This window comes from Carboxylicivirga caseinilyticus, from assembly GCF_050589785.1.
In the GTDB taxonomy this organism is placed as follows: Bacteria; Bacteroidota; Bacteroidia; order Bacteroidales; family Marinilabiliaceae; genus Carboxylicivirga; species Carboxylicivirga caseinilyticus.
On sequence record NZ_JBNGOX010000023.1, the window covers coordinates 39,799 to 64,559 of the forward strand.

Annotated in this window: 23 protein-coding genes and 1 tRNA gene; 14 read left to right on the forward strand and 10 right to left on the reverse strand. The window is 37.0% G+C overall.

The window, feature by feature from the left end; genetic code table 11:
- Nucleotides 1–138 precede the first annotated feature (138 nt).
- The 6 genes from ACRD62_RS12705 to ACRD62_RS12730 all read left to right on the forward strand — a co-directional run bounded on the left by ACRD62_RS12705 (nucleotide 139) and on the right by ACRD62_RS12730 (nucleotide 6,255).
- Nucleotides 139–1,851, forward strand: a complete 1,713-nt coding sequence (locus ACRD62_RS12705; RefSeq protein WP_430820492.1) for a carbohydrate-binding domain-containing protein — start codon at nucleotides 139–141, stop codon at nucleotides 1,849–1,851.
- Between the two features lie 124 nt (nucleotides 1,852–1,975).
- Complete coding sequence (locus ACRD62_RS12710; protein ID WP_430820493.1) at nucleotides 1,976–3,184, forward strand: sensor histidine kinase; 1,209 nt, start codon at nucleotides 1,976–1,978, stop codon at nucleotides 3,182–3,184.
- Complete coding sequence (locus ACRD62_RS12715) at nucleotides 3,165–3,920, forward strand: LytR/AlgR family response regulator transcription factor (protein WP_430820494.1); 756 nt, start codon at nucleotides 3,165–3,167, stop codon at nucleotides 3,918–3,920. Before ACRD62_RS12710 ends, ACRD62_RS12715 begins: the two co-directional genes overlap by 20 nt.
- A 202-nt stretch (nucleotides 3,921–4,122) precedes the next feature.
- Nucleotides 4,123–4,899 (forward strand): polyphosphate polymerase domain-containing protein, encoded by a 777-nt coding sequence (locus ACRD62_RS12720; protein WP_430820495.1) that lies wholly within the window; start codon nucleotides 4,123–4,125, stop codon nucleotides 4,897–4,899.
- Nucleotides 4,899–5,582, forward strand: a complete 684-nt coding sequence (locus ACRD62_RS12725; RefSeq protein WP_430820496.1) for a DUF4956 domain-containing protein — start codon at nucleotides 4,899–4,901, stop codon at nucleotides 5,580–5,582. The genes ACRD62_RS12720 and ACRD62_RS12725 overlap by 1 nt, the downstream gene beginning before the upstream one ends.
- Nucleotides 5,583–5,601: 19 nt before the next feature.
- Nucleotides 5,602–6,255: a DUF2490 domain-containing protein gene (locus ACRD62_RS12730; protein ID WP_430820497.1), complete on the forward strand. Its 654-nt coding sequence runs from the start codon at nucleotides 5,602–5,604 to the stop codon at nucleotides 6,253–6,255.
- A gap of 156 nt (nucleotides 6,256–6,411) precedes the next feature.
- Here the strand turns inward: ACRD62_RS12730 and ACRD62_RS12735 are convergent, their stop codons facing one another.
- The 7 genes from ACRD62_RS12735 to ACRD62_RS12765 form a co-directional block, all read right to left on the reverse strand.
- Nucleotides 6,412–6,966: a 2-oxoacid:ferredoxin oxidoreductase subunit gamma family protein gene (locus ACRD62_RS12735; protein ID WP_430820498.1), complete on the reverse strand. Its 555-nt coding sequence runs from the start codon at nucleotides 6,964–6,966 to the stop codon at nucleotides 6,412–6,414.
- 24 nt (nucleotides 6,967–6,990) lie between these two features.
- The gene (locus ACRD62_RS12740) at nucleotides 6,991–7,755 is read right to left on the reverse strand and encodes a thiamine pyrophosphate-dependent enzyme (RefSeq protein ID WP_430820499.1); all 765 of its coding nucleotides are present in this window, start codon (nucleotides 7,753–7,755) and stop codon (nucleotides 6,991–6,993) included.
- Between the two features lie 3 nt (nucleotides 7,756–7,758).
- Nucleotides 7,759–8,838 carry a 3-methyl-2-oxobutanoate dehydrogenase subunit VorB gene (locus ACRD62_RS12745; RefSeq protein WP_430820500.1) on the reverse strand — a complete coding sequence of 360 codons (1,080 nt, stop codon included), beginning with the start codon at nucleotides 8,836–8,838 and terminating at the stop codon, nucleotides 7,759–7,761.
- Between the two features lie 31 nt (nucleotides 8,839–8,869).
- Nucleotides 8,870–9,106, reverse strand: coding sequence for a 4Fe-4S dicluster domain-containing protein (locus tag ACRD62_RS12750; protein WP_321408680.1), 237 nt, complete (start codon nucleotides 9,104–9,106; stop codon nucleotides 8,870–8,872).
- Between the two features lie 128 nt (nucleotides 9,107–9,234).
- Complete coding sequence (locus ACRD62_RS12755) at nucleotides 9,235–10,554, reverse strand: aminotransferase class I/II-fold pyridoxal phosphate-dependent enzyme (protein ID WP_430820501.1); 1,320 nt, start codon at nucleotides 10,552–10,554, stop codon at nucleotides 9,235–9,237.
- Nucleotides 10,555–10,645: 91 nt separating this feature from the next.
- Entirely contained in the window at nucleotides 10,646–11,170 is a 525-nt protein-coding gene (locus ACRD62_RS12760; protein WP_430820502.1) for a flavodoxin, read from the reverse strand.
- A gap of 368 nt (nucleotides 11,171–11,538) precedes the next feature.
- On the reverse strand, nucleotides 11,539–13,599 hold the full coding sequence (locus ACRD62_RS12765) for an acetate--CoA ligase family protein (RefSeq protein WP_430820503.1): 2,061 nt from the start codon (nucleotides 13,597–13,599) through the stop codon (nucleotides 11,539–11,541).
- A 208-nt stretch (nucleotides 13,600–13,807) separates the two neighbouring features.
- Between ACRD62_RS12765 and hydE the strand changes: the two genes are divergently transcribed.
- The 5 genes from hydE to ACRD62_RS12790 all read left to right on the forward strand — a co-directional run bounded on the left by hydE (nucleotide 13,808) and on the right by ACRD62_RS12790 (nucleotide 19,926).
- A complete protein-coding gene (gene hydE, locus ACRD62_RS12770; protein ID WP_430820504.1) occupies nucleotides 13,808–14,902 on the forward strand; it encodes a [FeFe] hydrogenase H-cluster radical SAM maturase HydE in 1,095 nt (364 codons plus the stop codon).
- A gap of 36 nt (nucleotides 14,903–14,938) precedes the next feature.
- Nucleotides 14,939–16,468 carry a glucose-6-phosphate dehydrogenase gene (gene zwf / locus ACRD62_RS12775; protein WP_430820505.1) on the forward strand — a complete coding sequence of 510 codons (1,530 nt, stop codon included), beginning with the start codon at nucleotides 14,939–14,941 and terminating at the stop codon, nucleotides 16,466–16,468.
- Nucleotides 16,469–16,536: 68 nt separating this feature from the next.
- Nucleotides 16,537–17,250, forward strand: coding sequence for a 6-phosphogluconolactonase (pgl, locus tag ACRD62_RS12780; RefSeq protein ID WP_430820506.1), 714 nt, complete (start codon nucleotides 16,537–16,539; stop codon nucleotides 17,248–17,250).
- A gap of 79 nt (nucleotides 17,251–17,329) precedes the next feature.
- Entirely contained in the window at nucleotides 17,330–18,505 is a 1,176-nt protein-coding gene (locus ACRD62_RS12785) for a PP2C family protein-serine/threonine phosphatase (protein ID WP_430820507.1), read from the forward strand.
- 116 nt (nucleotides 18,506–18,621) lie between these two features.
- Entirely contained in the window at nucleotides 18,622–19,926 is a 1,305-nt protein-coding gene (locus ACRD62_RS12790; RefSeq protein ID WP_430820508.1) for a carboxypeptidase-like regulatory domain-containing protein, read from the forward strand.
- A gap of 90 nt (nucleotides 19,927–20,016) precedes the next feature.
- On the opposite strand, the gene ACRD62_RS12795 is transcribed toward ACRD62_RS12790, so the two are convergent.
- Nucleotides 20,017–20,592 (reverse strand): MATE family efflux transporter, encoded by a 576-nt coding sequence (locus tag ACRD62_RS12795; RefSeq protein WP_430820509.1) that lies wholly within the window; start codon nucleotides 20,590–20,592, stop codon nucleotides 20,017–20,019.
- Nucleotides 20,583–21,377 carry an MATE family efflux transporter gene (locus tag ACRD62_RS12800; RefSeq protein ID WP_430820510.1) on the reverse strand — a complete coding sequence of 265 codons (795 nt, stop codon included), beginning with the start codon at nucleotides 21,375–21,377 and terminating at the stop codon, nucleotides 20,583–20,585. Before ACRD62_RS12800 ends, ACRD62_RS12795 begins: the two co-directional genes overlap by 10 nt.
- A gap of 218 nt (nucleotides 21,378–21,595) precedes the next feature.
- Here ACRD62_RS12800 and ACRD62_RS12805 point away from each other — a divergent pair.
- The 3 genes from ACRD62_RS12805 (at nucleotide 21,596) to ACRD62_RS12815 (ending at nucleotide 23,165) form a co-directional block, all read left to right on the forward strand.
- Nucleotides 21,596–21,669: transfer RNA gene (locus ACRD62_RS12805), tRNA-Arg, on the forward strand.
- A gap of 299 nt (nucleotides 21,670–21,968) precedes the next feature.
- Complete coding sequence (locus tag ACRD62_RS12810) at nucleotides 21,969–22,745, forward strand: phage integrase SAM-like domain and Arm DNA-binding domain-containing protein (RefSeq protein ID WP_430820511.1); 777 nt, start codon at nucleotides 21,969–21,971, stop codon at nucleotides 22,743–22,745.
- A 54-nt stretch (nucleotides 22,746–22,799) separates the two neighbouring features.
- Complete coding sequence (locus tag ACRD62_RS12815; protein ID WP_430820523.1) at nucleotides 22,800–23,165, forward strand: site-specific integrase; 366 nt, start codon at nucleotides 22,800–22,802, stop codon at nucleotides 23,163–23,165.
- Between the two features lie 209 nt (nucleotides 23,166–23,374).
- Here ACRD62_RS12815 and ACRD62_RS12820 read toward each other — a convergent pair whose 3' ends face one another.
- Complete coding sequence (locus tag ACRD62_RS12820; RefSeq protein ID WP_430820512.1) at nucleotides 23,375–24,010, reverse strand: DUF3945 domain-containing protein; 636 nt, start codon at nucleotides 24,008–24,010, stop codon at nucleotides 23,375–23,377.
- Between the last annotated feature and the right edge of the window lie 751 nt (nucleotides 24,011–24,761).

A 24,761-nucleotide genomic window follows, 5' to 3' on the forward strand; every position in this document is an offset into this window, starting at 1 on the left:
TGAAATAATTCAATTTATAATTTAATCTTCTAAATAAAAACCCACTTCACCTCTCATTTTTTCCCATTGGCAATTCAAAGCGACACACCATTCTTATTTTATAAGTAAAATCGTGATGAATTACAATAGGAGGAAAATATGAAAAAATTTTTATTTTATATCTTAATACTGCTGGCATTTGGAGCTGTTCAATATAGCTGCGATCGATCTTCAGATATCGAATCCATTGAGGATGATGATGACACAGCAAGCGGTGATAGTCATGATGAAGAAATTGACTATAATTGGGATGAATCTGACGGTACCCTAATTGCCCTTGAAGGAACATCTATTCATGTGGAAGGCACAGGCGTTACTGTTTCCGGAACCGTTGCAACCATTGATAGCAGTGGCTATTACACAGTAACAGGCACACTAAATGATGGTCAGTTGAGAGTAAATTCTTCCGATAGCGAGAGCGTTCATATTCAACTGAATGGAGCGAACATCAATTGCTCAAACAATGCAGCTATCTACATCGAAGATTCAGAAAAAACAGTAATAATGCTGGCTGATGACACCTCCAACAGTTTAACCGATGGTTCATCTTATGGAAGTGAAGCAGAAGCCAATGCTGCCTTGTATAGCAAATCAGACCTGACATTATATGGTAACGGTACATTAATCATAAATGCAAAGTACAACGACGGTATAGCCAGTAAAGATGGATTAATCATCTCAAGTGGCAATTATAATATAACTTCTGTAGACGACGCCATCAGAGGTAAGGATTACCTGATTATTAAGGATGGTGTTTTCGATCTTGATGCCGGAGGAGACGGATTTAAATCAGATAATGAAGATTCAGGTACAGGCTATATCGAAATTGATTATTGCGATTGTAATATTGTTGCCGATGGCGATGGTATTCAGGCCTACAGTGATCTTACCATTTCAGAAGGATACTTTACCATTACCTGTGCAGGTGGTTCATCTGGTTATTTGAGTTCTGGTGCATCAGCCAAAGCTTTAAAAGCTGGTTCTACCTTACAAATTAATGCAGGTACATTCAACATTAACACCCCAGATGACGCAATTCATTCCGATGATGCATTAACAATCATTGGGGGTACAGCAACCATATCAGCAGGAGATGATGGGTTACATGCTGATAATTCAATAGAAATAGAGGATGGTTATATAGAAATTACCAAGTGCTATGAAGGTGTTGAGAGTAATAGTATAACCATGAATGGTGGTACTGTAATTCTTCATTCAAGCGATGATGGATTCAATGCTTCTAACGGATCAGGAAGTATGTCTGCAACAAACTCTCTACTGGCAATCAATGGTGGATTTATAGCTGTATATGCATCAGGCGACGGGCTTGACTCTAACGGATCTGTTACAATGACAAATGGAACAGTTCTTGTTCATGGTCCAATCAGCAGCGGCAATGGTGCTCTCGACTATGACGGTACCTTCAAAATAACAGGAGGTATTCTGGTAGCGGCAGGAAGTTCAGGCATGGCTGAGGCTCCTAGCTCATCCTCATCACAACCATCAGTACTTATTAAATTCACTTCAAGTTATTCGGCTGGCACGCTATTTAATCTGCAAACCAGTTCAGGTGAAGAGATTGTAACCTTTAAACCAGGTAAGACTTTTCAGTCAATTGTAGTTTCTTCTCCAAATCTTTCAGTTGGATCAACATATCAGGCCTATATAAATGGTTCTCATAGCGGAACCGAAAACGAAGGCTTATATACAAATGGTACATACACATCAGGAAGTCAATATACAAGTTTTACAGCCTCCAGCATAACAACCACAATAGGTAGTTCAAGTGGAGGGGGTGGTCCAGGACGTTAACTGTTTTTCTTTCATACTGAACATAGTCTCTTGCATAAGTGCAAGGGGCTATGTTATTTCTTACTAACCTAAGCAAAAGGATAGTTAAAAATCATATATTTACTATTCTAATAATTAATACCAAGTGACAGATTCACCTTTTAAACTCAATACTAAATCAATAAATTGGCTGGCAGCTGTAATTATTGGCCTGTTCATCATTTTTCCTGATGTAGTAAGAAACCTTGAAAATGATGATATCATACCTGAACGCATGGAACAATTCAGAATTCCGCCTCCCGGTCAGAATCCTGATCATATCTCGCCCAATGATCATTCATTTGAGATGCCTCCCCGAGACATGGATTTCAGTCTTCAGATGCCGGGCTCTAAACATTCATTAGCAAAAATTTTAATAGAATTCATCTATTTTTTCTTTCTCGCGTTAATACTACTCTATGTTAACAATGGTGGAGCATTGTATCTAAATTATTTTCCTTTTTTTACACGCCACCGATTAACAATTTTTATAGTATTAACGCTGATTATATGCATATTGGCTCAGTTTCTGTATGCCGGATTAAAAGGGTTTAACAGCATGCCCGGAGGGGGACCTGATTTGGGAATATTCAATGGCATGGTGATGTTTAAATGCTTTTTCGTAGGTATCATCACAGTTATTTTCAGTCAATTAATACAGGTATTATTCAAACAACAGGAAATAAGACTTGAAATGGAACGATTACGTTCTGAAAATCTGCGTAACCGTTTTGATGCATTAACCTCACAAATTAATCCGCATTTCTTTTTTAATTCTCTTAATGCTTTATCTGGCCTTGTAAGGATTAAAGACAATACTAATGCACTTAAATACATCAACGAATTATCACTCATCTTTAGATATGTATTAAAGGGTAACTGGAAAGAATTGGTTCCTCTTCAGGATGAGATGAACTTTTTATGTGCATACCGCTACCTACTTCAAATCAGGTATGGCGATCGACTTGATTTTGACATTGATGTTAATAGTGACGATTATAGCAAATACCGTCTGCCCTATCTTTCTCTTCAACCCTTAATTGAAAATGTTATTAAACATAACACTATTAGCAGTACTCATCCGATGACAATCAAAATAAATATAAAAAACGAAGATACACTGGTGGTTTCCAATCCCATTCAAAGTAAAATTGAAACCGAACCCGGCACCGGCATTGGCTTAAGCAACCTTAGCAATCGATATAAATTACTCTCTTCAAAGGATATAAGTACAAATATTTCAAATGAAATATTTGTTGTAGAATTACCTTTAACACACGTGAATCAAGAACATCATGAAGGCACTGATAATTGAGGATGAACACACGGCTGCAGAAAACCTGAAAGCCATCGTGCATGAAGTTGAACCCGACATTGAACTTATAGGCGTTCTGGATAGCATTCAGGCTTCCGTTGAATACATCAATAATAATGATATGCCGGATATCGTATTTATGGATATCCACCTTGCTGACGGACAATCTTTTTTAATTTTTGAACAAGTCGAATTAACCTGTCCGGTAATTTTCACCACAGCTTATGATGAGTATGCTCTGGAGGCATTTAAAGTAAATAGCATTGATTATCTTTTAAAACCGATCGAACCTGAAGATGTCAGTCGGGCCATCAAGAAGTTAAAACAGCTGACCAATGCCGATAAAGATGAGTATGCCAATCGGCTGGAAACTTTCATCTCTAATCGCACCAACTATACCAAAACTTTTCTTATTCCACATAAAGACAAATTAATTCCGGTTCCAACCTCACAGATAGCCTATTTTTATACTACTAACGAAGCTGTTTCAGTCACAACCCTTGACGGCAGAACCTTCCCAATGGATAAATCATTAGACACGTTAATGAGTAAACTTGATCCGGAAAACTTCTTTAGAGCCAACCGGCAATTTATCATTGCTCACCAGGCTATAAAAGAAGTTGCAGTATGGTTTGGCAATCGTCTTTCTGCCATACTTACAGTTGCTACTCAAGAACGAATTATAATTAGTAAAGCAAGGGTATCCTCATTTAAAAAATGGTTGATGCAAAATTAACTCCATTTTTAAGCTCCTGAAAATTCCTAGTTCACCTGCCAAATTGGTTGCTTAATAGTCAAAGGCTTATACTTTTTCCTTCATTTAGGGTAAAATCGCAATGGAAAGAGATTAAAGAAATGAGTATTTCGCTCATTCCACACACAGGTAAATAAGTATAAATCTGTTCGGTTAAAACTGAATATAAAATTAAGCAGGAGCAATGAAAATATTGGACACTTCATGTTTCCGTCCCATATCTCTCGAACAAATGGATGGAGTAAAGTTAATGAGTCGCACCGATACAAAATTCTGTGCCACCATGGACCAGCTTAACGAGTTGTTTCAAAAAATCCAGCCACATTATTATGCCCTGACGATGGATGGTGAAAATCAACTTCCATACGAAACAACCTATTTTGATACTCCTTCTGCAAACATGTATTCCAATCATGTTAGAGGTAAGAAGAATCGATATAAAATACGACGCAGAACCTACTTGTCAACAGGGATTCATTTCCTGGAAATCAAATTTAAAAACAACAAGGGTAGAACAATCAAGGAAAGAATTTCTACACCCGTTGCATTTGATAAATTAAGTGGTAATGAACAAAACTTTTTATCTCAGAACACACCTTTTGATCCAACTTATCTAAAACCAGGATTACAGAACAGTTTTCTTAGAATCACATTGGTAAATAAGAACTTTAAAGAAAGGTGTACCATTGATTTTAATCTTCAATTTACAGGAAAAGACGAAACTGTTTTATTGAAGGATCTGGCCATTATTGAATTGAAGACTGGTGACAGAAATAATCAATCTGAATTGGGCCTGGCTTTGCGTGAACTTCGTATAAGACCTTCTGGTTTCAGCAAATACGCAATGGGCAGATCTCTCGTTGATGAACAAATTAAGTCGAATGCCATCAGACCTCAATTACGTAATCTTTACAAACTTTCAAGAATATCATTTTTAACTCATCAATTAACATCGAATTAATGAATACATATTTTGCAATCATCACATCCATGTTTTCTCAATTATTAAAAACATTTTCATGGGAGGAGGATATCCGTTTTTTAGATATTAAACTGATAAACATTGGTGACTTCACCGAATTGGTAGTTCGCTTTGCACTTAACTTACTGCTCATTTTTATCATTGTACATTTCATGTACGCCCGAAACAGCAAACGCAAAGATTTTTATTTCAGCTATTTATCAATAGGTGTAATTGTATTCTTAATGTGTTTTCTACTAAGTAGTGTAAAACTCGAATTAGGATTTGCGATGGGGCTCTTCGCCATTTTTGGTATTATACGCTATCGAACAGACGCTATTCCAATTAAGGAAATGACTTACTTGTTCATCGTTATCGGAATCTCCGTTATCAACGCTTTGGCCAATAAAAAAGTAAGTTATACTGAATTGATGTTCACAAACGGCATCATCTTACTAGGGTTATGGTTTCTCGAAAAACGCTTAAGCCTGAAACAGGAAAATAGCATCACTTTAATTTATGAGAAGATTGAGAATATTAATACCATGAGAAAAAGTGAATTGTTAGCAGACTTACAAGAAAGAACAGGAATTGCAATCAAACGCTACGAGATTCAGAAGATAGACTTCCTGAGAGACATTGCTGAAATCACACTGTTTTATAACGTAAATGGTAACGATTAATCATTATAACAGGAAATTAATGAAGTTTAAATTATTTATATTCAGATACTTTTCGGTCATTCTTCTATTGTTGATGGTACTACCATTATCTGCGCAGAATGCTGAAAACGAATGGCAAACCCGCACTGCCTTTACTGCTCAATTTAAACTGGCTAAGAAATTAAAGCTGGAGCTTTCTCCTGAATTTCGCTTTGAAGACCAGTTTAAACTCGATCGTACTCAACTGGAAGCCGAATTAGAATACAAGGCCTTTAAAAATATCTCATTTGCTGCACGATACCAGTACATTATCAATTACAGAGATAATAAAGATACGGAGTATTTACCACGGTACATGTTGAGTGCCTCATACAAGAAGAGCTTTGATCGCTGGACACCTGGTTTTCGATTAAGTTATACTGATTATAATGACGACAACGATGGATCGGCTTTTTTCAGGTATAAAGGTTCGTTAGAATATAATATAAAGAACAGTAAACTTACACCCGAGGCAAGCATTCAGGCCTATCACGACCTAACCAACTCTGATTGGTACAAAATAAGATACGGATTAGGATTTAGTTATAAGCTATTTAAAAAGAACAGCATAAGCTTATCCTATAATTTGGATTACTATTTAAACGAAGCCAGAAACCGACATATCATAGATATAGGTTACAAAATCAAGTTTTAGCAACAAACCGGAAGAGTTACTAAATTCCCAATTGTAAAAAGACTCTTCCGGTTTTATTTCATTAAAAAAGCGCAACTTTTATGTAGTCGCGCTTTTTTTAATGCTGTCGATCCATTGCCAGCTATGACTATTGGATTTATATGCTTATCTCTTTGATTAAACCACCAATGAAACGTCTTTTATAATCTGAGTTCCACGCTCAATAGCTTTCTCATTCATTGGAATAAGATGATGGTGACGCTCAGGTAATGATTTTTTTAAACCCTCGATAACATTATTCATATCAACAACCGGCTTAACCTTCAAAAAACCACCCAGTACAATCATGTTAAATGTTTTAACCGAATGCATGCGGGCAGCCTCTTCTGTGGCGTCAACTCTGTAAACATTTATATCAGTGCGCTCTGGATGACGGGTAATACCATTACCATCATATATTAATGTTCCACCTGGTTTTACATCCTTTTCGAATTTATCCATCGACTGCTGATTCAGAATGATAGCTGTATCAAATTCATGAAGAATAGGTGAACTAATTCTTTCATCGCTGAGAATAACAGTTACATTCGCTGTTCCTCCGCGCATTTCAGGACCGTATGATGGCATCCAGCTTACTTCCTGACCTTGCATTACGCCTGAGTAAGCTAAAATCTTACCCATTGAAAGTACACCCTGACCACCGAAACCGGCTATGATTATTTCTTCTTTCATTTTATTAATTTTTAATCAAGGTTACTATTCGTCTTTTAAATCTCCCAACGGATACATTGGAAACATATTCTCTTCCATCCACTGATTGGACTGTACAGGACTCATTTTCCAGCCCGAGTTACAGGTTGCAACAACCTCAATCAACGAGGTTCCTTTATTCGCCATTTGATTTTCAAACGCCTTACGCAAAGCTTTCTTCGTTTTACGCACGTTGGCAGGTGTATGAACTGCCTGACGGGTTACATAACAAGTACCTGGTAATTGAGCCAATAAATCAGAAATTTTTATTGGCATACCATCATGACTTACATCACGCCCTTGCGGACAGGTTGCTGCTTTCATTCCAGGCAAAGTTGTCGGAGCCATCTGCCCACCTGTCATTCCATAGATACCGTTGTTAATGAAAATAATTACAATATTTTCACCACGGTTGCAGGCATGTATGGTTTCTGCAGTACCAATAGCCGCCAAATCACCATCACCCTGATATGAAAACACTACTTTATCGGGCAAAAGACGCTTAATTCCTGTAGCCACAGCAGGTGCTCTTCCGTGAGCTGCTTCCTGCCAGTCAATATCAATATAGTTATAGAGCAATACTGAACACCCAACCGGAGCTACTCCAATTGCTGTTTCCTGAAGACCTAAATCCTCCAAAACCTCAGCCAGTAACTTATGAACTGTTCCATGGCTACAACCAGGACAATAGTGCATGGTTGCATCCGTTAAAAGAGGTGTTTTTTGATAAACAATGTTTTCAGGAGATATAATAGAATTTATTTCTGACATGTCTTACACTTTTAAGAGTTTATTTTCCAATGCCTCTACTACCTCACCTGGTGAGTGAATAGCACCTCCGAAACGTCCATAATGCTCAACCGGCACTTTACCGCAAACCGATAGGCGAACATCCTCCACCATTTGACCGGCACTCATTTCAACCGATAACATACCTTTCACTTTATCAGCATAATGTGCAATTTGCTTGGTTGGGAACGGCCATAAGGTAATCGGACGAAGTAATCCTACTTTAATTCCTTTAGATCGTGCTATCTCCACAGATTTTTGACAGATACGGGCACTGGAGCCATAGGCAACAAACAAATATTCTGCATCCTCGCACATATATTCTTCATAGCGAACCTCATTCTCTTCACACTCTCTGTATTTTTTCTGAAGCTTGTGATTGAATGCCTCCTGAACACTTGGTTCCAACTGCACAGAAGTAATAATATTACGTTCGCGATTCTTTTTACCCATGGTAGCCCACGGATAATTCTCCTCAATATACTCATTGGTCCATCGAGGCTTGTACTCTCCCAGCTCAACTTTTTCCATCATCTGGCCAATTACACCATCTGACAGAATCAATGCCGGATTTCGATATTTAAAAGCTAAGTCAAATGCTAACTCAACAAAATCAGCCATTTCCTGTACTGAAGCTGGCGCTAATGTGATTAATTTATAATCGCCATGACCACCACCCTTAACAGATTGAAAATAATCGGATTGAGCAGGTTGAATTGTACCCAATCCAGGTCCTCCTCTAACAACATTAACAACGACACAAGGCAACTCTGACCCGGCCAGATAAGTTATTCCTTCCTGCATCAAACTGATACCCGGACTGGATGAAGAAGTCATTACGCGCTTACCACAACCGGCACCGCCATATACCATATTAATTGAAGCTATTTCACTTTCGGCCTGCAACACAACCATTCCGGTTGTTTTCCAAGGCGCCTGGTCCATGAGGGTTTCCATTACTTCCGACTGAGGTGTAATAGGATATCCGAAATATCCATCTACTCCACAGCGGATAGCAGCTTCGGCTATTGCCTCATTACCTTTCATTAATTTTAGTTCTCTCATGTGTGACTAAATTTCCATTCAATTTTAATTTTTAAGCAGTAGCATCTGCTTTAGCTCGATAAACAGTAATACATGTGTCGGGACAAACAATCCCACAATTGGCACAACCGATACACGAATCGGGGTTGGCCATGTAGGCGTAATGATACCCCTTACCGTTTACTTCGGCAGCCAATTCAATTACTTTTGTAGGGCAAGCAGTTACACACACTCCGCAACCCTTACAGGCCTTTGTGTCAACAACTATTGCACCTTTCGCTTTTGCCATAATTTTTGAGTCTTTTAGTTTAATTTCAAATTTACACATCACTCACTAAAAACAACATGATTAGTATCACTATCCACTTGTTTTTAAACACATAAAGACAACTTACAAATCGTCACACACTTTGCCTTTTATGTATGATTATTTCTGAACAACTCTAATCTCTCTTTTAACTCAACAAAGCGTTCTTTGCCGGTTTGTGATACACAAGCTCTTAACCCTTCTTGTTTACTACCTGTTTTACCAAGTGTTATGGCACTTACACCATAATACAACAGCTCTTTCAATAATTCACCACCACTCATTTGGCCATATCGGATAGTAAAATAAAACCCATCAGCCAAGGGCTCATCCATATCCTTATCGTATATCAACTCAAATCCATTATTTAAAAACAACTCTTTCATCCAATGTCCTCTTCTTCCATACTCTTTTACTTCATCCAGAAACTTAAATTCTCCATCAGAAGCAGCTTTTAACATGGCAGCTAAAGCATATTGAGCAGAGTGACTGGCGCCGGATGACAAGCTGTATAATACCCGGGACACCAAAACCTGTCCGTATTTAGGTAATCCAAATCGTTTCTGCAAATGATCATATTTACGATGAAACAATTTATCCGAAACACACATTAAACCAGTCCGTTGACCAGCATAACTAAAGGCTTTTGAGCTCGAGATCAATAAAACGTAATTATCGGTAAAACGCCCGACACTCGATTGAAACGGAGCCTCAAAAGGTTTAGATAAATCCTCTCGGAAATCCATTGCAAAGTAAGCGAGATCTTCGATAACTACCACATCATATTTTGTTGCCAACTCTCCAATTATCTGTAACTCCTTATCTGTAAAACAAATCCACGTTGGATTATTAGGATTTGAATAGATAACAGATGCAATCTTTCCTGTAACAAAATACGACTCCAGTTTTTCGCGCAAAGCCTCACCTCTGTAATCATATACATCAAACGACTCATATTTGTATCCTAGTACATCCAGCTGCTGTTTTTGCACCGGAAATCCCGGATCAATAAACAGAATCGTATCTTTTTCTGCAAATAACTGTCCGGTAACCAGAAAATTGGCATACGAACCTTGCATCGAACCAACGGTAGGCACGCAACACTCTGCAGAAACATCTAAATCAACAAACGCTTTCACAAAGCGACTGGCTTCCATCTTCAAAGGTTTTATCCCCTCAAGCATTGGATATTTTGATGCCACACCTCTTTTAAGTGCTTCAATTTCAGCTCGTGTTCCTATTTCAGACGGAAGTAATCCGGGAACCCCCATCTCCATCCGAATGTATTTCTGACCCGATTCTTCTTCAATATCGTTTACAACAGAAACAATTTCACGAATAGTGGCTCTATTAAGGTCCTCTATTTGATATTTTTCCAACACCCTGTCAACTATTGACCTGGCTATTGGTGTGTTACTATTTTGTTGCATTGCTTTACGATTAATTCATCAGACCCAATTACTAAATCAGGAATAATGACACAAAAAAGGTGGCATACAGTACACCACCCAATTTTATATTTTAGAAACCAAACTCATTAATGAGTCGTTTCACCCAATTTTTCACTCTGAGATCAGTCATTTCTGGTTCAGTATCTTCATCTACAGGAAGCCCCATAAACTGACCATTGCGAACACCTTCTGATTCAATAAAATCATAATCTTCAGCAGGACAAAAACCAACCACCTCAACATTCAGCTTTTCCAATCTTTCATAGATCCAGCCAATGGCATCAACAAAGTGTTCTGCGTATTGTATATGGTCACCCAGACTATAAATTGCAACTTTCTTTCCTTGCCAATTGGCGTTTTCAAGTTTGGTTGCAAAAACATCCCAATCCGTATCTTTATATTCTGAATCCCAATTAGTTTTTCCAATCGTAGAGGCACCAAAAATAATATTGTCGAATTTATTAATGACTTCGGCCTCACAATTCTTTACAGGAATAAGTTCAACCCGATCTTTTCCAAGACGTTCCGCAATTAAATTGGCAACTTTTTCAACACTTCCAAGTTGCGGACCATAAAAGATTCCAATCTGAGACATAGTTTGCGTTTTTACTAATTCTGTTAATTCAAATATGCTTTTTTTATGTGAGATATGCAACTTACACCTAAGTCTGCAATATTCATTAAGCATACAACAACCAATAACTCACTTAATAGAGTTCAATCAAGAACTTTTAAAGAATTGGGTCTTCTCCAGGTTAACTGAATTATTTTCCAGAGAATTCCTTTTCAAATGTTGGGTATTCCCAATTTTCGATTTGTAAGTACAAACAAATTTAAGAGGATTTTAAAACTTAACAGCATTATACCGGATGATATAAATCAAGTTTTCAATCTTTTCTGAATTAATTTTCGTTTATCCACCAAACATAGCCCAACTAAAGTCAGTCCATAAAAGCCATCAAATCATCTTTCTATCCTGATCCGTGCATCAACCGCAACAATCCGTTCATCTTCTCCTAGTAAAGGATTTATATCCATCTCTTTTATTTCAGGTGCACACTCTAACATTTGAGATATTCGAACGATGATATCAGCAAAAACCTCTTCATCAACTCCTATATTACCCCTTACTCCTTGTATTATCTTATAACCTCTTAGTTTTTGAATCATTGCAAGAGCCTCTGTGTGCGAAACAGGGCACAAACCAGAGCTAACATCTTTTAAAACCTCAACAAAAATACCACCCAAACCACATAAAACAATGTGTCCAAACCCGGGCTCATAACTTGCCCCTACAAATAATTCAGTACCCTTTAACATTGGCTGAATCATTACGCCTACGGCCTCATTTATTTGCATCATGCGTCTAAACTCAGCTATTAATTGCGCTTCGTTTTCAACATTTAATACAACACCACCCACATCTGATTTATGAACTGGCCCCACAACTTTCATCACAATCGGAAAGCCAATTTCACTGACAGCACTCAAAAGTTGATCAACATCATCACTTACTATTTCCTGAACCCTTGAAACACCTGCTGCATCTAATAATGCCTGAACAACTTCAGGAGCTGCATATCCTGAAACCTGATTTTCAATTATCTGACGAACATCATAGCAATTTACATATTGCTGATGATCAATTATTTCTTGAGAAAAAGTGGTATTATAAACTTTCACCAAAGCCTGCCCAAGATTCACCTCATCTGAAAAGCCAAAATTTCCTTTGGATAAAAACTCATCAATAGCATCTTTTGCATTAACAACAGATGGCAAAACCGGATAAATAGGCTTTTTACATGTGCTCATTTTCTGATGAAGCACATCATACACTTCATTTATTGGAAACAAACCCGGACTTCCAAATACAACTACCATTGCATCAATATGATCAAAATCCAGCTCACATGCATCGATGATATACCCCAGTTGCTCAGCTGTTCCGGTAGCTAAAAAATCAATGGGATTTGAAATACTGGAACCCGGAAACAGCTTTGTTAATAACACATCTGCTCTATCTCCTTCGATTGTTGGAACCATCAACCCTCCGTTTGAAAGAGTATCCGTTAACATAACCGCAGGTCCACCAGCATGTGTAATTACTGCAATATTTTTGCCCACCAATGGCTTCCCCATAAAAACAGCAGCTACATTGGCCAGTTCTTCACGTCCATAGCATCGAACAATACCTGCTTTTCGAAACAAGGTATCTACTGCCAGGTCACTATTTGCCATGGCTCCCGTATGACTGGAAGCTGCCCGACTACCCGCTTCTGATGCACCTGCTTTGATTGCAGCTATCTTACAGCCTTTTCTGATTAAAGATGAAGCATGCTTCAATAGCTTCTTTGGATTACTTATACTTTCGAGATAAAGTAATTTTATTTTGGAACTTTTCTCCTGATCAAAAGTTATATCCAAATATTCCAATACCTCTTCAACACCTATCTGAGCACTGTTTCCTACCGAAAAAACACTGTTAAACTTCAGGCCTTTTGAAACACCAGCCTCCATAATAAATACTGCGGTTGCTCCTGAACCTGAGATAAAGTCAGCCCCTTCTTTCTCTAATGGCGGAATAGGCGTAGTGAAAACACTATTATGGTGCGTGGTTAGAACACCAATACAATTAGGCCCTATCAAGCATCCACCAACCTCATTAACCACTTTTACAATCTGCTTTTCCAATGCGGCACCTACCTCGTTCTCTTCTCCAAACCCTGCAGATATAATAATAAAAGCTTTTACCCTTTTCTGATAAGCCAAAACCTCAACCGTATGAAGACAATATTTGGCTGCCACAGCAATAACGGCCAAATCTATTTTTTCAGGAAGATCAGTAACATCACCAAAAGCACTAACCCCCTGAACTGAAGCACTATTCAAATTGGTAACATACAATTTACCCCCAAATCCTCCATCAATAATATTTTTAAGAATCTTACCTCCCGGTTTCTGAATATTATCAGATCCTCCGACCACAACTATACTTTTCGGGTTAATCAGCTGTTCGTTTATCATACCAGTTTATTATAGATTCATTTCTTCTTTCAATTTATAACAAATACCATTAATTTAATATTCTGTTATTTACAACCCAATAATAACAAATTAAAATACATTTTAATAACAAATTGTAACGACATAAAAATAAACGAATGATTGTACTTTCAAACTGACAAATATTCTTTTTTTCTTATTTTTACCCTTTCTAAAAAAGCCATTCAAAGTGTTTGAAAAAACATACAAAATAGTTCATCAATCAACATTTTCGAAAGAAGATCTTGTTCATCTCATTTCACTTGAAGGAGAAGAAAGAGATTTCTTTTTGAAAGAAACCAGTAATAAATATATTCAGAACCTTGGGAACAAAGTCTATTTCAGAGGATTGGTTGAGTTCTCGAATTACTGCACCAAAGATTGTCTCTATTGTGGAATCCGAAAAAGTAACACCTCATCTGAACGATACGACATTGATGATGCTGAGATTTTAAAAGCGGCCAAATTTGCTTACGACAATCATTACGGTTCAATAGTGCTGCAATCCGGCGAGCGTGACGACAAAAGATTCATTGACCGGATAACCGAGTTATTAAAGAAAATCAAAGAGGTAACTGACGGAAAACTGGGCATTACAATTTCTCTTGGAGAGCAAACTGAAGATACTTATCAGAAGTGGTTTGATGCAGGTGCTCACAGGTATCTGTTAAGAATAGAGAGTTCAAATAAATCATTGTATCAGAAGATACATCCCAATGACTCACATCATGACTTTGAAACCCGAATCAATTGTTTGAATTTACTACAAAAGACAGGATACCAAACAGGTACCGGCGTAATGATTGGACTTCCATTTCAAACCTACGAAGATCTGGCCGATGATCTGTTGTTTTTTAAAGACATGAACATTGACATGGTTGGTATGGGACCATTTATTGAACACACAGAAACACCTTTATATCAATACAAGGATCAGTTATGGTCACTTCAACGAAGATTTGAAGTGGCTATTAATATGATTGCTGCGTTGCGTCTCTTGCTTCCAAATATTAACATAGCTGCAGCAACCGCACTACAGGCTATCGATCCAATGGGACGAGAAAAAGCCCTTAAATTCGGAGCTAATGTGATAATGCCAAACATAACGCCAACCATCCATCGAAAAGACTATACACTATATCAGAATAAGCCCTGCACTGACGAAGGTGCTGATGATTGCTCAAATTGTTTAAGCATCAGAGTAGAGATGGCCGATCGAAAAATTGGCTATGATGAGTGGGGTGATTCAAAACATTTCTTTAAACGAACTGCTATAGAACAATAAAGCATTTCAGGAGTTTATTATTGAAACATATTTGCCGTGAAAAAACCTAAAAACCATATCTTAGTTATATTCGGAGCTTCAGGCGATTTGACTTATCGCAAGTTGATTCCAGCCGTATTTGATTTATTTAATCAAGATCTGTTACCTCAAAAATTTGCAGTCTTAGGTATAGGTCGAACAGAAATGGAAAACGAAGACTTCCGAAATAAAATGATGGAAGGAATAGAACAATTTTCTGTGACTAAGCCTGCCGGTAAAGATGCCATTGAAACATTTGTAGAGAAACTTTATTATTTTTCTTTTGACACTCAATCACCCGATGAATATGCCTTGCTAAAATGGCAATTGCGCGAATTGGATGAAAAATGTGGTACTGATGGCAACCTGATTTACTACATGGCGACTCCACCAAGCATGTATAACGTTATTCCAGCTCAACTGGCCAAACAAGGATTAAGTTCCGAAACCGATGGTTTTAAAAGACTTATTGTTGAAAAACCATTTGGTTATGATCTGGAAACAGCTCAAAAGCTCAACAAAGAATTATTGCAACACTTTGCTGAAGAACAGATATATAGGATTGATCATTACCTTGGAAAAGAGACTGTTCAAAATCTATTGGTGACTCGTTTCTCCAATGGTATTTTCGAACCACTATGGAATAGAAATTACATTCACCATGTTGAAATTACTTCTGCTGAGAACATTGGCGTAGGTAACCGGGGAGGCTATTATGAGGGATCTGGTGCCATGCGGGATATGATTCAGAATCATTTATTATTGCTGGTTGGGCTTGTTGCCATGGAACCTCCAACAATTATTGATTCAACCAATATAAGAAACGAAATTGCAAAAGTCTTCCATTCACTTCGTCCTATTAAAGAAGAAGAAGTTTCGAAATATGTAATAAGAGGTCAATATATTGCATCGAATATTAAAGGTGAGAAAGTTAAAGGCTATCGTGATGAAAAAGGAGTTGATCCTAATTCAAGGACTGAGACCTTTGTGGCAATGAAATGTTACATCGATAACTGGCGCTGGGCTGATGTGCCTTTCTACATTAGAAGTGGTAAAATGCTGCCAACAAGAGTAACCGAAATTGTAATACATTTTAAATCAACGCCTCATCACCTTTTTCTCAATAACGAAAGCATTGTCAATAACCATAATCAATTGGTAATTCGCATACAGCCTGATGAAGGTCTGCTGTTTAAATTTGGAATGAAAGTACCCGGAGCCGGATTTAAAGTACAGAATGTAAATATGGATTTTCATTACAGTGATCTGGACAGTGTTCATTTACCAAGTGCATACGAAAGATTATTGCTGGATTGTATGTTAGGTGACAGCACCCTGTACCACAGGGGTGATGCCGTTGAAGCAGCCTGGAGGTTTGTTGATCCGATTCTGAAAGCCTGGAAAAACAATAACGATATAAAAGTACATGGTTATCCGGCTGGAACATGGGGACCAGATATATCAGATGATTTGATAGATGGTGATAACATTACCTGGCGATACCCATGTAAGAATCTTGCCAATGATGGAAATTACTGTGAATTATAGCGATTCTTTTTAGTATTTACCCCGTTTAATTGTAATGGGTAATTAATTAAACACTTTGTTTTTATGCCATGAAAGCAAACATTGAAATTTTTGATAGCAAAGATGCCATTGCTCACTATCTTGCCGATTATATAAAAAAACAACAGCAACAAAAGAGTGAACTTTACATTGCTCTCTCAGGTGGAAGCACACCCAAAACCATCTTTAAAATTTGGGCACAAGAATATGCCAAAAGCATAGATTGGGCTTCCATTAAGTTTTTTTGGGGCGATGAACGTTGCGTGCCCCCAGATGATATTGAAAGCAACTTTGGCATGACCAAAGAATACCTTTTTGATCATGTAGGCACCAAGGGTATTAATATCTTCAGGGTTAAAGGAGAATTAACTAATCAGCAGGCTTTAGAAGATTATATCTCATGTATTGAAGAAAATGTTCCTTACTCAAATCACCTGCCGCAATTTGACATTATGTTACTGGGAATGGGAGACGACGGGCATACAGCTTCTATTTTTCCACATCAAATCGAACTATGGAAATCAGATGAGATCTGCACTTTGGCTCAGCATCCGTTAAGTGGTCAGGTAAGAGTTAGTCTTACAGGCAAAACCATCAATAATTCGGAAAAGATTTTCTTTTTAGTTACAGGGGCTAACAAGGCTGAAAAAGCTGAAGAAATAATAAATCAATCAGGCAATTATAAAAACTATCCTGCCTCGCTCGTCAGTAATAAACAAACAACCTGGTTGCTTGATTCAGAAGCTGCGTCAAAACTCAAATAAAATAAATTTTAACATTTTATCATAACATCAAACTTTTCCCTAACATTTTCCGTAACTTGTATATATCCATTATACATCTATGATAAATACAAAACCAACAATATTACTTGTTGACGACTCTCAGGTTAATCTTGAGATATTAAAAGATGCGTTATCAAAGTATGTCACTTATTCGGCAATGGATGGTGACTCGGCTTTGGAGTTGGCTTTATCAAGAGAAAAACCGGACCTGATATTATTGGATATTATCATGCCTGGGATTGATGGATTTGAAGTCTGCAAAATTCTGAAGAGTAACGAAGCAACCAGAGAAATTCCTGTCATCTTTATAACCGGCCAGAACGATATGGACAGTATCATAAAAGGTTTTGAAGCCGGAGCAGTTGATTTTATTTCAAAACCATTTAATATACTGGAGCTCAAAGCTCGTGTTAAAACGCAGGTTGCTATTAAAATGGCACGTGATCAGAACAAGCGGTTGATACAGAAAATTGAGGCGATCAATAAAAAACTGACCGACAGCATCGAATACGCAAAGAAGATTCAGAATGCAAGCCTTCCAAAAAAAGAAGATATGGATCGTTTGCTACCTGAATATTTTGTCATGCTAAAACCACGAGATATTGTAAGTGGTGACTTTTATTGGGTCAGTGAAATTGATAGCAAAGTGATTATTGTTGCAGCAGACTGTACAGGCCATGGAGTTCCGGGGGCCATCATGAGTATGTTTGGCGTTGCTTACCTTCACGAAATAATTAATAACAGAGGAGAAACAGAACCCGCCAAAATTCTCGATCGCCTGAGAGAAATAGTGATAGACTCATTACAGCAGGACGAAAAAAGTGAGATTAAGGATGGAATGGATATTAGCATCGTAACCATAGATAAAACAAAGAAAGAGCTACAATTTGCAGGTGCTTTTAATCCAATTATTCTCATCAGAAATAATTTCCTGAATATTTATCCGGCTGATCATATGCCTGTATCATATGGTGAAGTTGACCGGTCTTTCCGTAATCATACAATCAATTATGAGAATGGTGATTGCCTTTACATGTATTCTGATGGATATGCTTCTCAATTTGGAGGTCCGAACGATAAGAAACTGATGCAAAAAGGCTTTCGTCAGATAATTTCAGAGCTACATCCGCTTCCTATGGAAGAGCAAAAAGACCAACTGGAAAAACATTTTATTGATTGGAAAGGATCCAATGATCAGATAGATGACATATTGGTAATGGGTATCAGACTATAAAACTAAACTATCCCAATTCAATTCTGTAAAAAAAATCAATTCTGAGTAAGGGTATTTTAATTGATTGCTTGTCCTTAATCCGAAAGCACAAGTAAAATCAATTAATGCTATATACCATGAAAGCAAATCCTTTTTTCTCAGCCCAAATTAATCGTGTGTTTACACTATTAATTATTGCTCTTTTTATTTCGGGAAATATACTGGGAAGTACATTTCTGAAAAAACAGGATCAGAATGATACGCTATCTTATAAGCTTGTTAAAGGAACTATAATGGATTCAGACAATGGATCTCCATTAATATTTGCCAACCTAACCGTTGAAGATACCAACATTGCAACCGTATCCAATTCGGAGGGCGATTTCAGTTTGAAGATTCCTAAAGAAATGCTTAACAAAAAACTGACCGTTTCTTACATTGGTTACAAAAGCAAAATGGTCGACATAAAAGATTTAAAGGGTGATAAAAACAAAATTAAACTCGAACTATTAACAGTATCTCTTGATGCTATTAATGTTTTTCCTAAAGACCCATACTTATTAATACAGGCTGTTATTCAGCGCCGTAATGAGAACTACATCCAGGAGGAAAGTCTTATGACAGCCTTCTATAGAGAAACCATCAAAAACAGACGACAATATGCATCCCTTTCAGAAGCAGTAGTTGAAGTTTACAAGCATTCGTATGGTAACGATCGACAAGATGTAATCAGACTGATGAAAGGTCGAAAAAGTGCCGATTATTCGAAACTTGACACTCTTGTTTTTAAGCTTCAGGGAGGCCCATACTCAACCATAATGCTGGATATAATGAAAAATCCGTATATGATTCTGGATTATGATGTACTTGAAGATTATACTTTTAGTATTGCCAATATTACCCGTGAGGATAACCGATTACTTTATGTTCTTGAATTTGCTCAACGCGAATGGGTACAAGAACCATTATTCTATGGTAAATTATATATCGATGCCGAAAGTCTGGCGATTGTAAATGCAACATACAACATTAACACCGAAGATCAGGCTGCTGTTGCGCGCATGTTCATTAAGCGTAAACCTGCCGGAGCACAAGTCTATCCTACCGAAGCCAGCTATATGGTATCCTATCGTGAAAAAGATGGTAAATGGATCTATGGTTATTCAAGAGGCGAATTAACCTTTAAAGTAAAATGGAATAAGCGTTTATTCAACTCTGTATATCACACCGGAATTGAGATGGCAGTAACCGACTGGAAAGCAACAAATGAAAAACCTTTCAAATCATCAGACAGAATGAAAATGAATATTGTTATGACTGATGCTCAACTGGGTTTTGCAGATGATAATTTCTGGGGAAAATACAATGTTATAGAACCTGAGAAATCAATTGAAACAGCCATCAAAAAAATACAAAAGAATCTGGATAAACTGGAACATTAGAAGATTCCTACCACAGTATAATAGTGATAAAAGCAAAGCCGGACATTTTTTTTTAATGTTCGGCTTTTGTATTTAAACATCCAAAACTTATTAATTGTAAACAGCAATTTGTGCATTAAGCTTACGCATCTCTCTAAGTAAAAAGAAGAATGTTACAAAAGCTGAAATGGTATCTGCTATAGGACCTGCAAACCATACACCCTCCAGACCATAATATTTGGGTAAAATAAGCAAAACAGGCAATAAAACAATTACCTGACGAAGTAAGGAAATTAATGCTGCTAAACCGGCTTTTCCTGTCGATTGAAAATAATTACCCGTAATAATCTGAAATCCTACGAGAGGCAAAGCCAGAAGAAATATTCGCAAACCTTTAACACCTATCTCCAACAACTGGCTATCGTCAGTATTAAAGAGCTTAATGATAGCTCGCGGGAATAATTCACCTGCCAGAAATCCGATAACCGATATGATAGTAGCTGCAATTAAACTAATCACCAGTGTTTCTTTCACCCTGATGAAGTTTTTACCTCCAAAATTAAAACTGATTATTGGTTGTGCTGCCATATTAATGGCAATAACAGTCATCACCATCAGCATGGCAATACTTAAAATAATACCCATGGCTCCTACAGCAATATCACCTCCATACTCAACTAATTGCACGTTAAAAGTACAAATACCAGACTGGAAGCCAGCTGCATGGCAAAAGGAGAAAAACCAATGGTAATAATATACCATACAATATCTCTTTTTATCCTGAAATTTCTGGAGTGTAAACGAATCACTGCTCTTTCGCTACGAAAATGAGCCAGTACCCAAAAACACAATACTATTTGTGAAATAACTGTAGCATAAGCTGCTCCCTTCACTCCCATATCAAACCAGAAAATAAAGATAGGGTCCAGAATAATATTTAGCCCGGCCGCAATGAGCATTGAAAACATGGCTATTTTGGCACTTCCTTCTGATCGAATAAGATTATTCAGCGAATAACCAACGATATGAAAAACCGTTCCCGATAATATAATATCAAGGTAATCGTTGGCATAATCATATGTCTCGTCATTTACTCCAAAGAACGTTAATAACGGATGTTTAATAAGGAACCCAATAAGGGTAATAAATAAAGACACAAGCACCATTAACACAAATGCATTTCCCAACACCTTCTCTGCCCTGTCGAAATCCTTTTTCCCTAGATTAAATGACACCCTTACACCTGCACCAACGCCTATTAGCATGCCAAAGGCAACCATAATAACCATAATTGGAAAAATGGCACTTAATCCCGAAAGAGCCAATGAGCCTACTCCCTGACCAATAAATATACGATCGACTATATTATAAAGCGAACTGATAATTACTCCTGCAAAAGCAGGCATAAAGTATTTATAAAGTAGTTTTGATATTTTCTCACTTTCCAGCTCTCTTACATTCCTTTCAGACATTCCTCTCAATTTTGGTGCAAAGCTACTAAAAGCAAAATCAATAAAGGTTAATAAATATTGATTTTACCCAAACAACACAATCATCCTAGTTACCAAACAACTACATCACTTATACCAACACAAAACTATTTCTATCGTTATTTTTTAAGAAAATACTTTTGACAGATTGACTTGAATGATTATCTTTGCATCGCTTTTAGAAAAAGGCATTCAAGGATGGTTCCGTAGCTCAGCTGGATAGAGCAACAGCCTTCTAAGCTGTGGGTCATGGGTTCGAATCCCGTCGGAATCACTGAAAAGAACATCATAAACAACAAAAAGCGCTTAAAATGAAGGTTTTAAGCGCTTTTGTTTTTCCCTCAAATACCAAAAAATCGCTTAAAATACCCTCTTAAAAGAGACTTTACCGAGACCTATTCATTTTTTTAAAAAACAGGTCTCAGCAAATCATAACCTTCTGATATTTTGAAATTTATATTGGTTCAATTTAGGTCATTTTGGGTTTTATTTCGATAATTCAAGTGTGTAAATTCGAATTTGCCGAGACCTATCGAGACCAATTATTGATAAATAATTTTAAAATATTGAATTATGAGGCTCATTACTAACTTTTTATTAAAAAAATCAAAACGCAGAAAAGATGGTAAATATCCTGTTTACATTCGATGTACAATTGATTTAAAAAGGATAGAATTGTCAACAGGTGTGTATTTAAATTCATGCGATTGGGATAATTTAGCTCAGAAGGTTGCACCTCTAGCTGAGAATTCAAGGAATTTGAACAAAAAACTAAATAATTTTTCAAATACCATTTTTGATAAATATTACCAATTAGAATCTCTTGGAAATCCATATGACATCAACAGCCTAAAAGAATGTTTAACCAACACTCCCCAACATTTCATTGTTGTTACCTTTCAAACCATTCTTGATGATATTCATAGGCGTGTTGGATATGACTATTCTTATGGGACCTACAAACATTATAAAACCATTTTTGGGAGACTCAAGGAATTTATTAAAGTAACCTATAAAAAAACAGATATCCCTTTATCAGGCATCAATTACAAGTTTATAGCCTCATTTGACTCATTCTTAAAAATACATCATGGAGTCGGTCCTAATACAATTGGGCACTATCATAAAAAATTGAAAAAAGTATTAAATGATTCAATTGCCTTAGGTTTAATCAATAAGAATCCATACATAAATTTTAAGGTTAAACGTTATCAACCCAATAGAGATTTCCTCTCTCTTAATGAGATTAAGAAGGTTGAAAACAAGAAAATTGAAATTGAAAGAATACGAACTGTTAGGGACATTTTTATATTTGCATGTTATACCGGCTTATCCTATTCTGATATCTAAAAGCTAACTAAATCACATATATTTAAAGGTGATGACGGTGAAGAGTGGATAATAATTGATAGAACTAAAACATTAAGTCGTTGCAGAATACCTCTTTTACCCAAAGCAAAAGCTATTCTTTACAAATACGAAAACTATCCAAAGAACGAAAACAAAGGTAAACTTCTACCTATAAACTCAAACCAAAGAATGAATACTTATCTTAAAGAAATAGCTGACATTTGCGAAATTAATAAGGATCTTACAATGCATATAGCTAGGCACACTTTTGCAACTACTGTTACGCTTGCCAATGGAGTTCCTATCGAAACTGTTTCTAAAATGTTAGGGCATACCTCGCTAAAAACTACACAGATTTACGGTAAAATAATAGACTCTAAAATAAGTAAGGATATGAAAAAGTTGAAAAGTATGTTTTAATAGATCTAAGATGTATTATTCGCTTCAAAATATTAATTCACCTCGAAGAGCAAGACATCCGTTTTTCAGGTACTGAAAAACACATCTTGCATTTACTTCTTAGCTGTCAATATGCCATCCTTTTCAGTGGATAAAAAAAGGAAAAGTCATCCCTTAACTTTTCCCTTTTTAGCTGAAGGTTGAATGGTTTTCAACCTACTTTGACCCCTTTACTTTTTTTTTACCGTTTCGGTTTTGTCCTGTTTCTGATTTTGTGCTTTCTCTTGTTTAAAATCAGAAAACGAGATGGTACGTCCGGCAGGATCAACCTGGAGTGTAGCTGAGAATTTTTTATCGTTCTTTCCGGTCATACCATCCAGGCTGACTTTACCCCCTTCCATCAGGGTTTTCTTTTGCGATTCACTCAAACTAACCCCTTTAATAGAATCTGAAAGGGTAATATTCTTTTGCTTTAATGGAATGATCTCGTTGGTCTTAGTATCGACACCAATAAAATAATTGTCTTTCTTACCGTTCAGATCCTGCAGCTCAATCACGTTACCAATATTGCGGTCATTCAGCAAAGCTGCTTTTTCGTCATTGTTGAAAGTATGCCCCATAAACTGATCCGGGATATGAAGACGCTGAATAGGATGCAATCTGACTTTGATCTCATCGCCTTCCTGCTGTAAACGAATCTTGGCAGGTATACGATAGTTTTCATCATTGATGCTGGCATTGACGGTATAGAGTTTCTGAGACCGGAATCCGTTCAGAAAATCATTCAGTTCTCGCTGATCCATCTTTTCAATAAAATCCTTTTTGATCGCCACCTTTTCGAGTTTATCCAGTGGTACCTCTTCCAACCTGTTCCCAAGTTGATATAGATTAATTTTTAGGGTGTGATTTGTATAGATTTGATATTCGATCCATATGAAAAATCGATAGTATTTGTGTTGATTTGGTCTATTCCAGAGCTATTCAGATGGATTTAGTTCGTTGTGATTTTTCCATTTTAAGGTTATTAACTAAATAGTTCGCTTTGATATGATCTGTCATCAAAACATATTTCAGGTACATTTGTCGGCTTTTTTGTTCGCTTAAGCCACCTTTCATTTAAGGGCTGTCAGGATGCAAAAGGAAGGGGAATAAATGGACTGTGGGCAGGCCAATGATTGATGGGCATTACTTATTTGACTTACAAACTTATGTGCTTTTTGCGGGCTTTAAATCATTGTTTTTAATCTGTAAATAGGTATGAATAAAAGCACATGTGTTTTGGTCAAAAACCGGATCAATGCGCATCAATCAGCGGGTTTATGCCGAACACTTTTGCGCCCTGACAGACCGGCTATATCTTGGCTTAAGCGTAACTGAAAAAGCCTTATCTGCAAATTATTGATAGCTATTACGGTATAGTAGAAGAATTGAAAAATAGCTTATAAAACCAGCCTTGTAAAACAGGAAGCCCAAATATCAACGGCTTGGTGGGGCTCCGGGCCAGGATATTTGGGATGATCTGTTTTGTAAGGCTTTTAAGGGAAGGTGGTGCGTTGATGGCTTTTTTGGCAAACTGTTATCCTGTGTTTCCTGTAATAGTCTTTAAGTATCTTGTGT

Excerpts from the sequence above, each read along its gene's own strand:
- ACRD62_RS12705 (WP_430820492.1), top strand. The coding sequence starts at position 139 with ATGAAAAAATTTTTATTTTATATCTTAATACTGCTGGCATTTGGAGCT.
- ACRD62_RS12715 (WP_430820494.1), top strand. The coding sequence starts at position 3,165 with ATGAAGGCACTGATAATTGAGGATGAACACACGGCTGCAGAAAACCTG.
- ACRD62_RS12720 (WP_430820495.1), top strand. The coding sequence starts at position 4,123 with ATGAAAATATTGGACACTTCATGTTTCCGTCCCATATCTCTCGAACAA.
- ACRD62_RS12725 (WP_430820496.1), top strand. The coding sequence starts at position 4,899 with ATGAATACATATTTTGCAATCATCACATCCATGTTTTCTCAATTATTA.
- ACRD62_RS12730 (WP_430820497.1), top strand. The coding sequence starts at position 5,602 with ATGAAGTTTAAATTATTTATATTCAGATACTTTTCGGTCATTCTTCTA.
- ACRD62_RS12735 (WP_430820498.1), bottom strand. The coding sequence starts at position 6,966 with ATGAAAGAAGAAATAATCATAGCCGGTTTCGGTGGTCAGGGTGTACTT.
- ACRD62_RS12740 (WP_430820499.1), bottom strand. The coding sequence starts at position 7,755 with ATGTCAGAAATAAATTCTATTATATCTCCTGAAAACATTGTTTATCAA.
- ACRD62_RS12745 (WP_430820500.1), bottom strand. The coding sequence starts at position 8,838 with ATGAGAGAACTAAAATTAATGAAAGGTAATGAGGCAATAGCCGAAGCT.
- ACRD62_RS12750 (WP_321408680.1), bottom strand. The coding sequence starts at position 9,106 with ATGGCAAAAGCGAAAGGTGCAATAGTTGTTGACACAAAGGCCTGTAAG.
- ACRD62_RS12755 (WP_430820501.1), bottom strand. The coding sequence starts at position 10,554 with ATGCAACAAAATAGTAACACACCAATAGCCAGGTCAATAGTTGACAGG.
- ACRD62_RS12760 (WP_430820502.1), bottom strand. The coding sequence starts at position 11,170 with ATGTCTCAGATTGGAATCTTTTATGGTCCGCAACTTGGAAGTGTTGAA.
- ACRD62_RS12765 (WP_430820503.1), bottom strand. The coding sequence starts at position 13,599 with ATGATAAACGAACAGCTGATTAACCCGAAAAGTATAGTTGTGGTCGGA.
- pgl (WP_430820506.1), top strand. The coding sequence starts at position 16,537 with ATGAAAGCAAACATTGAAATTTTTGATAGCAAAGATGCCATTGCTCAC.
- ACRD62_RS12785 (WP_430820507.1), top strand. The coding sequence starts at position 17,330 with ATGATAAATACAAAACCAACAATATTACTTGTTGACGACTCTCAGGTT.
- ACRD62_RS12790 (WP_430820508.1), top strand. The coding sequence starts at position 18,622 with ATGAAAGCAAATCCTTTTTTCTCAGCCCAAATTAATCGTGTGTTTACA.
- ACRD62_RS12800 (WP_430820510.1), bottom strand. The coding sequence starts at position 21,377 with ATGTCTGAAAGGAATGTAAGAGAGCTGGAAAGTGAGAAAATATCAAAA.
- ACRD62_RS12810 (WP_430820511.1), top strand. The coding sequence starts at position 21,969 with ATGAGGCTCATTACTAACTTTTTATTAAAAAAATCAAAACGCAGAAAA.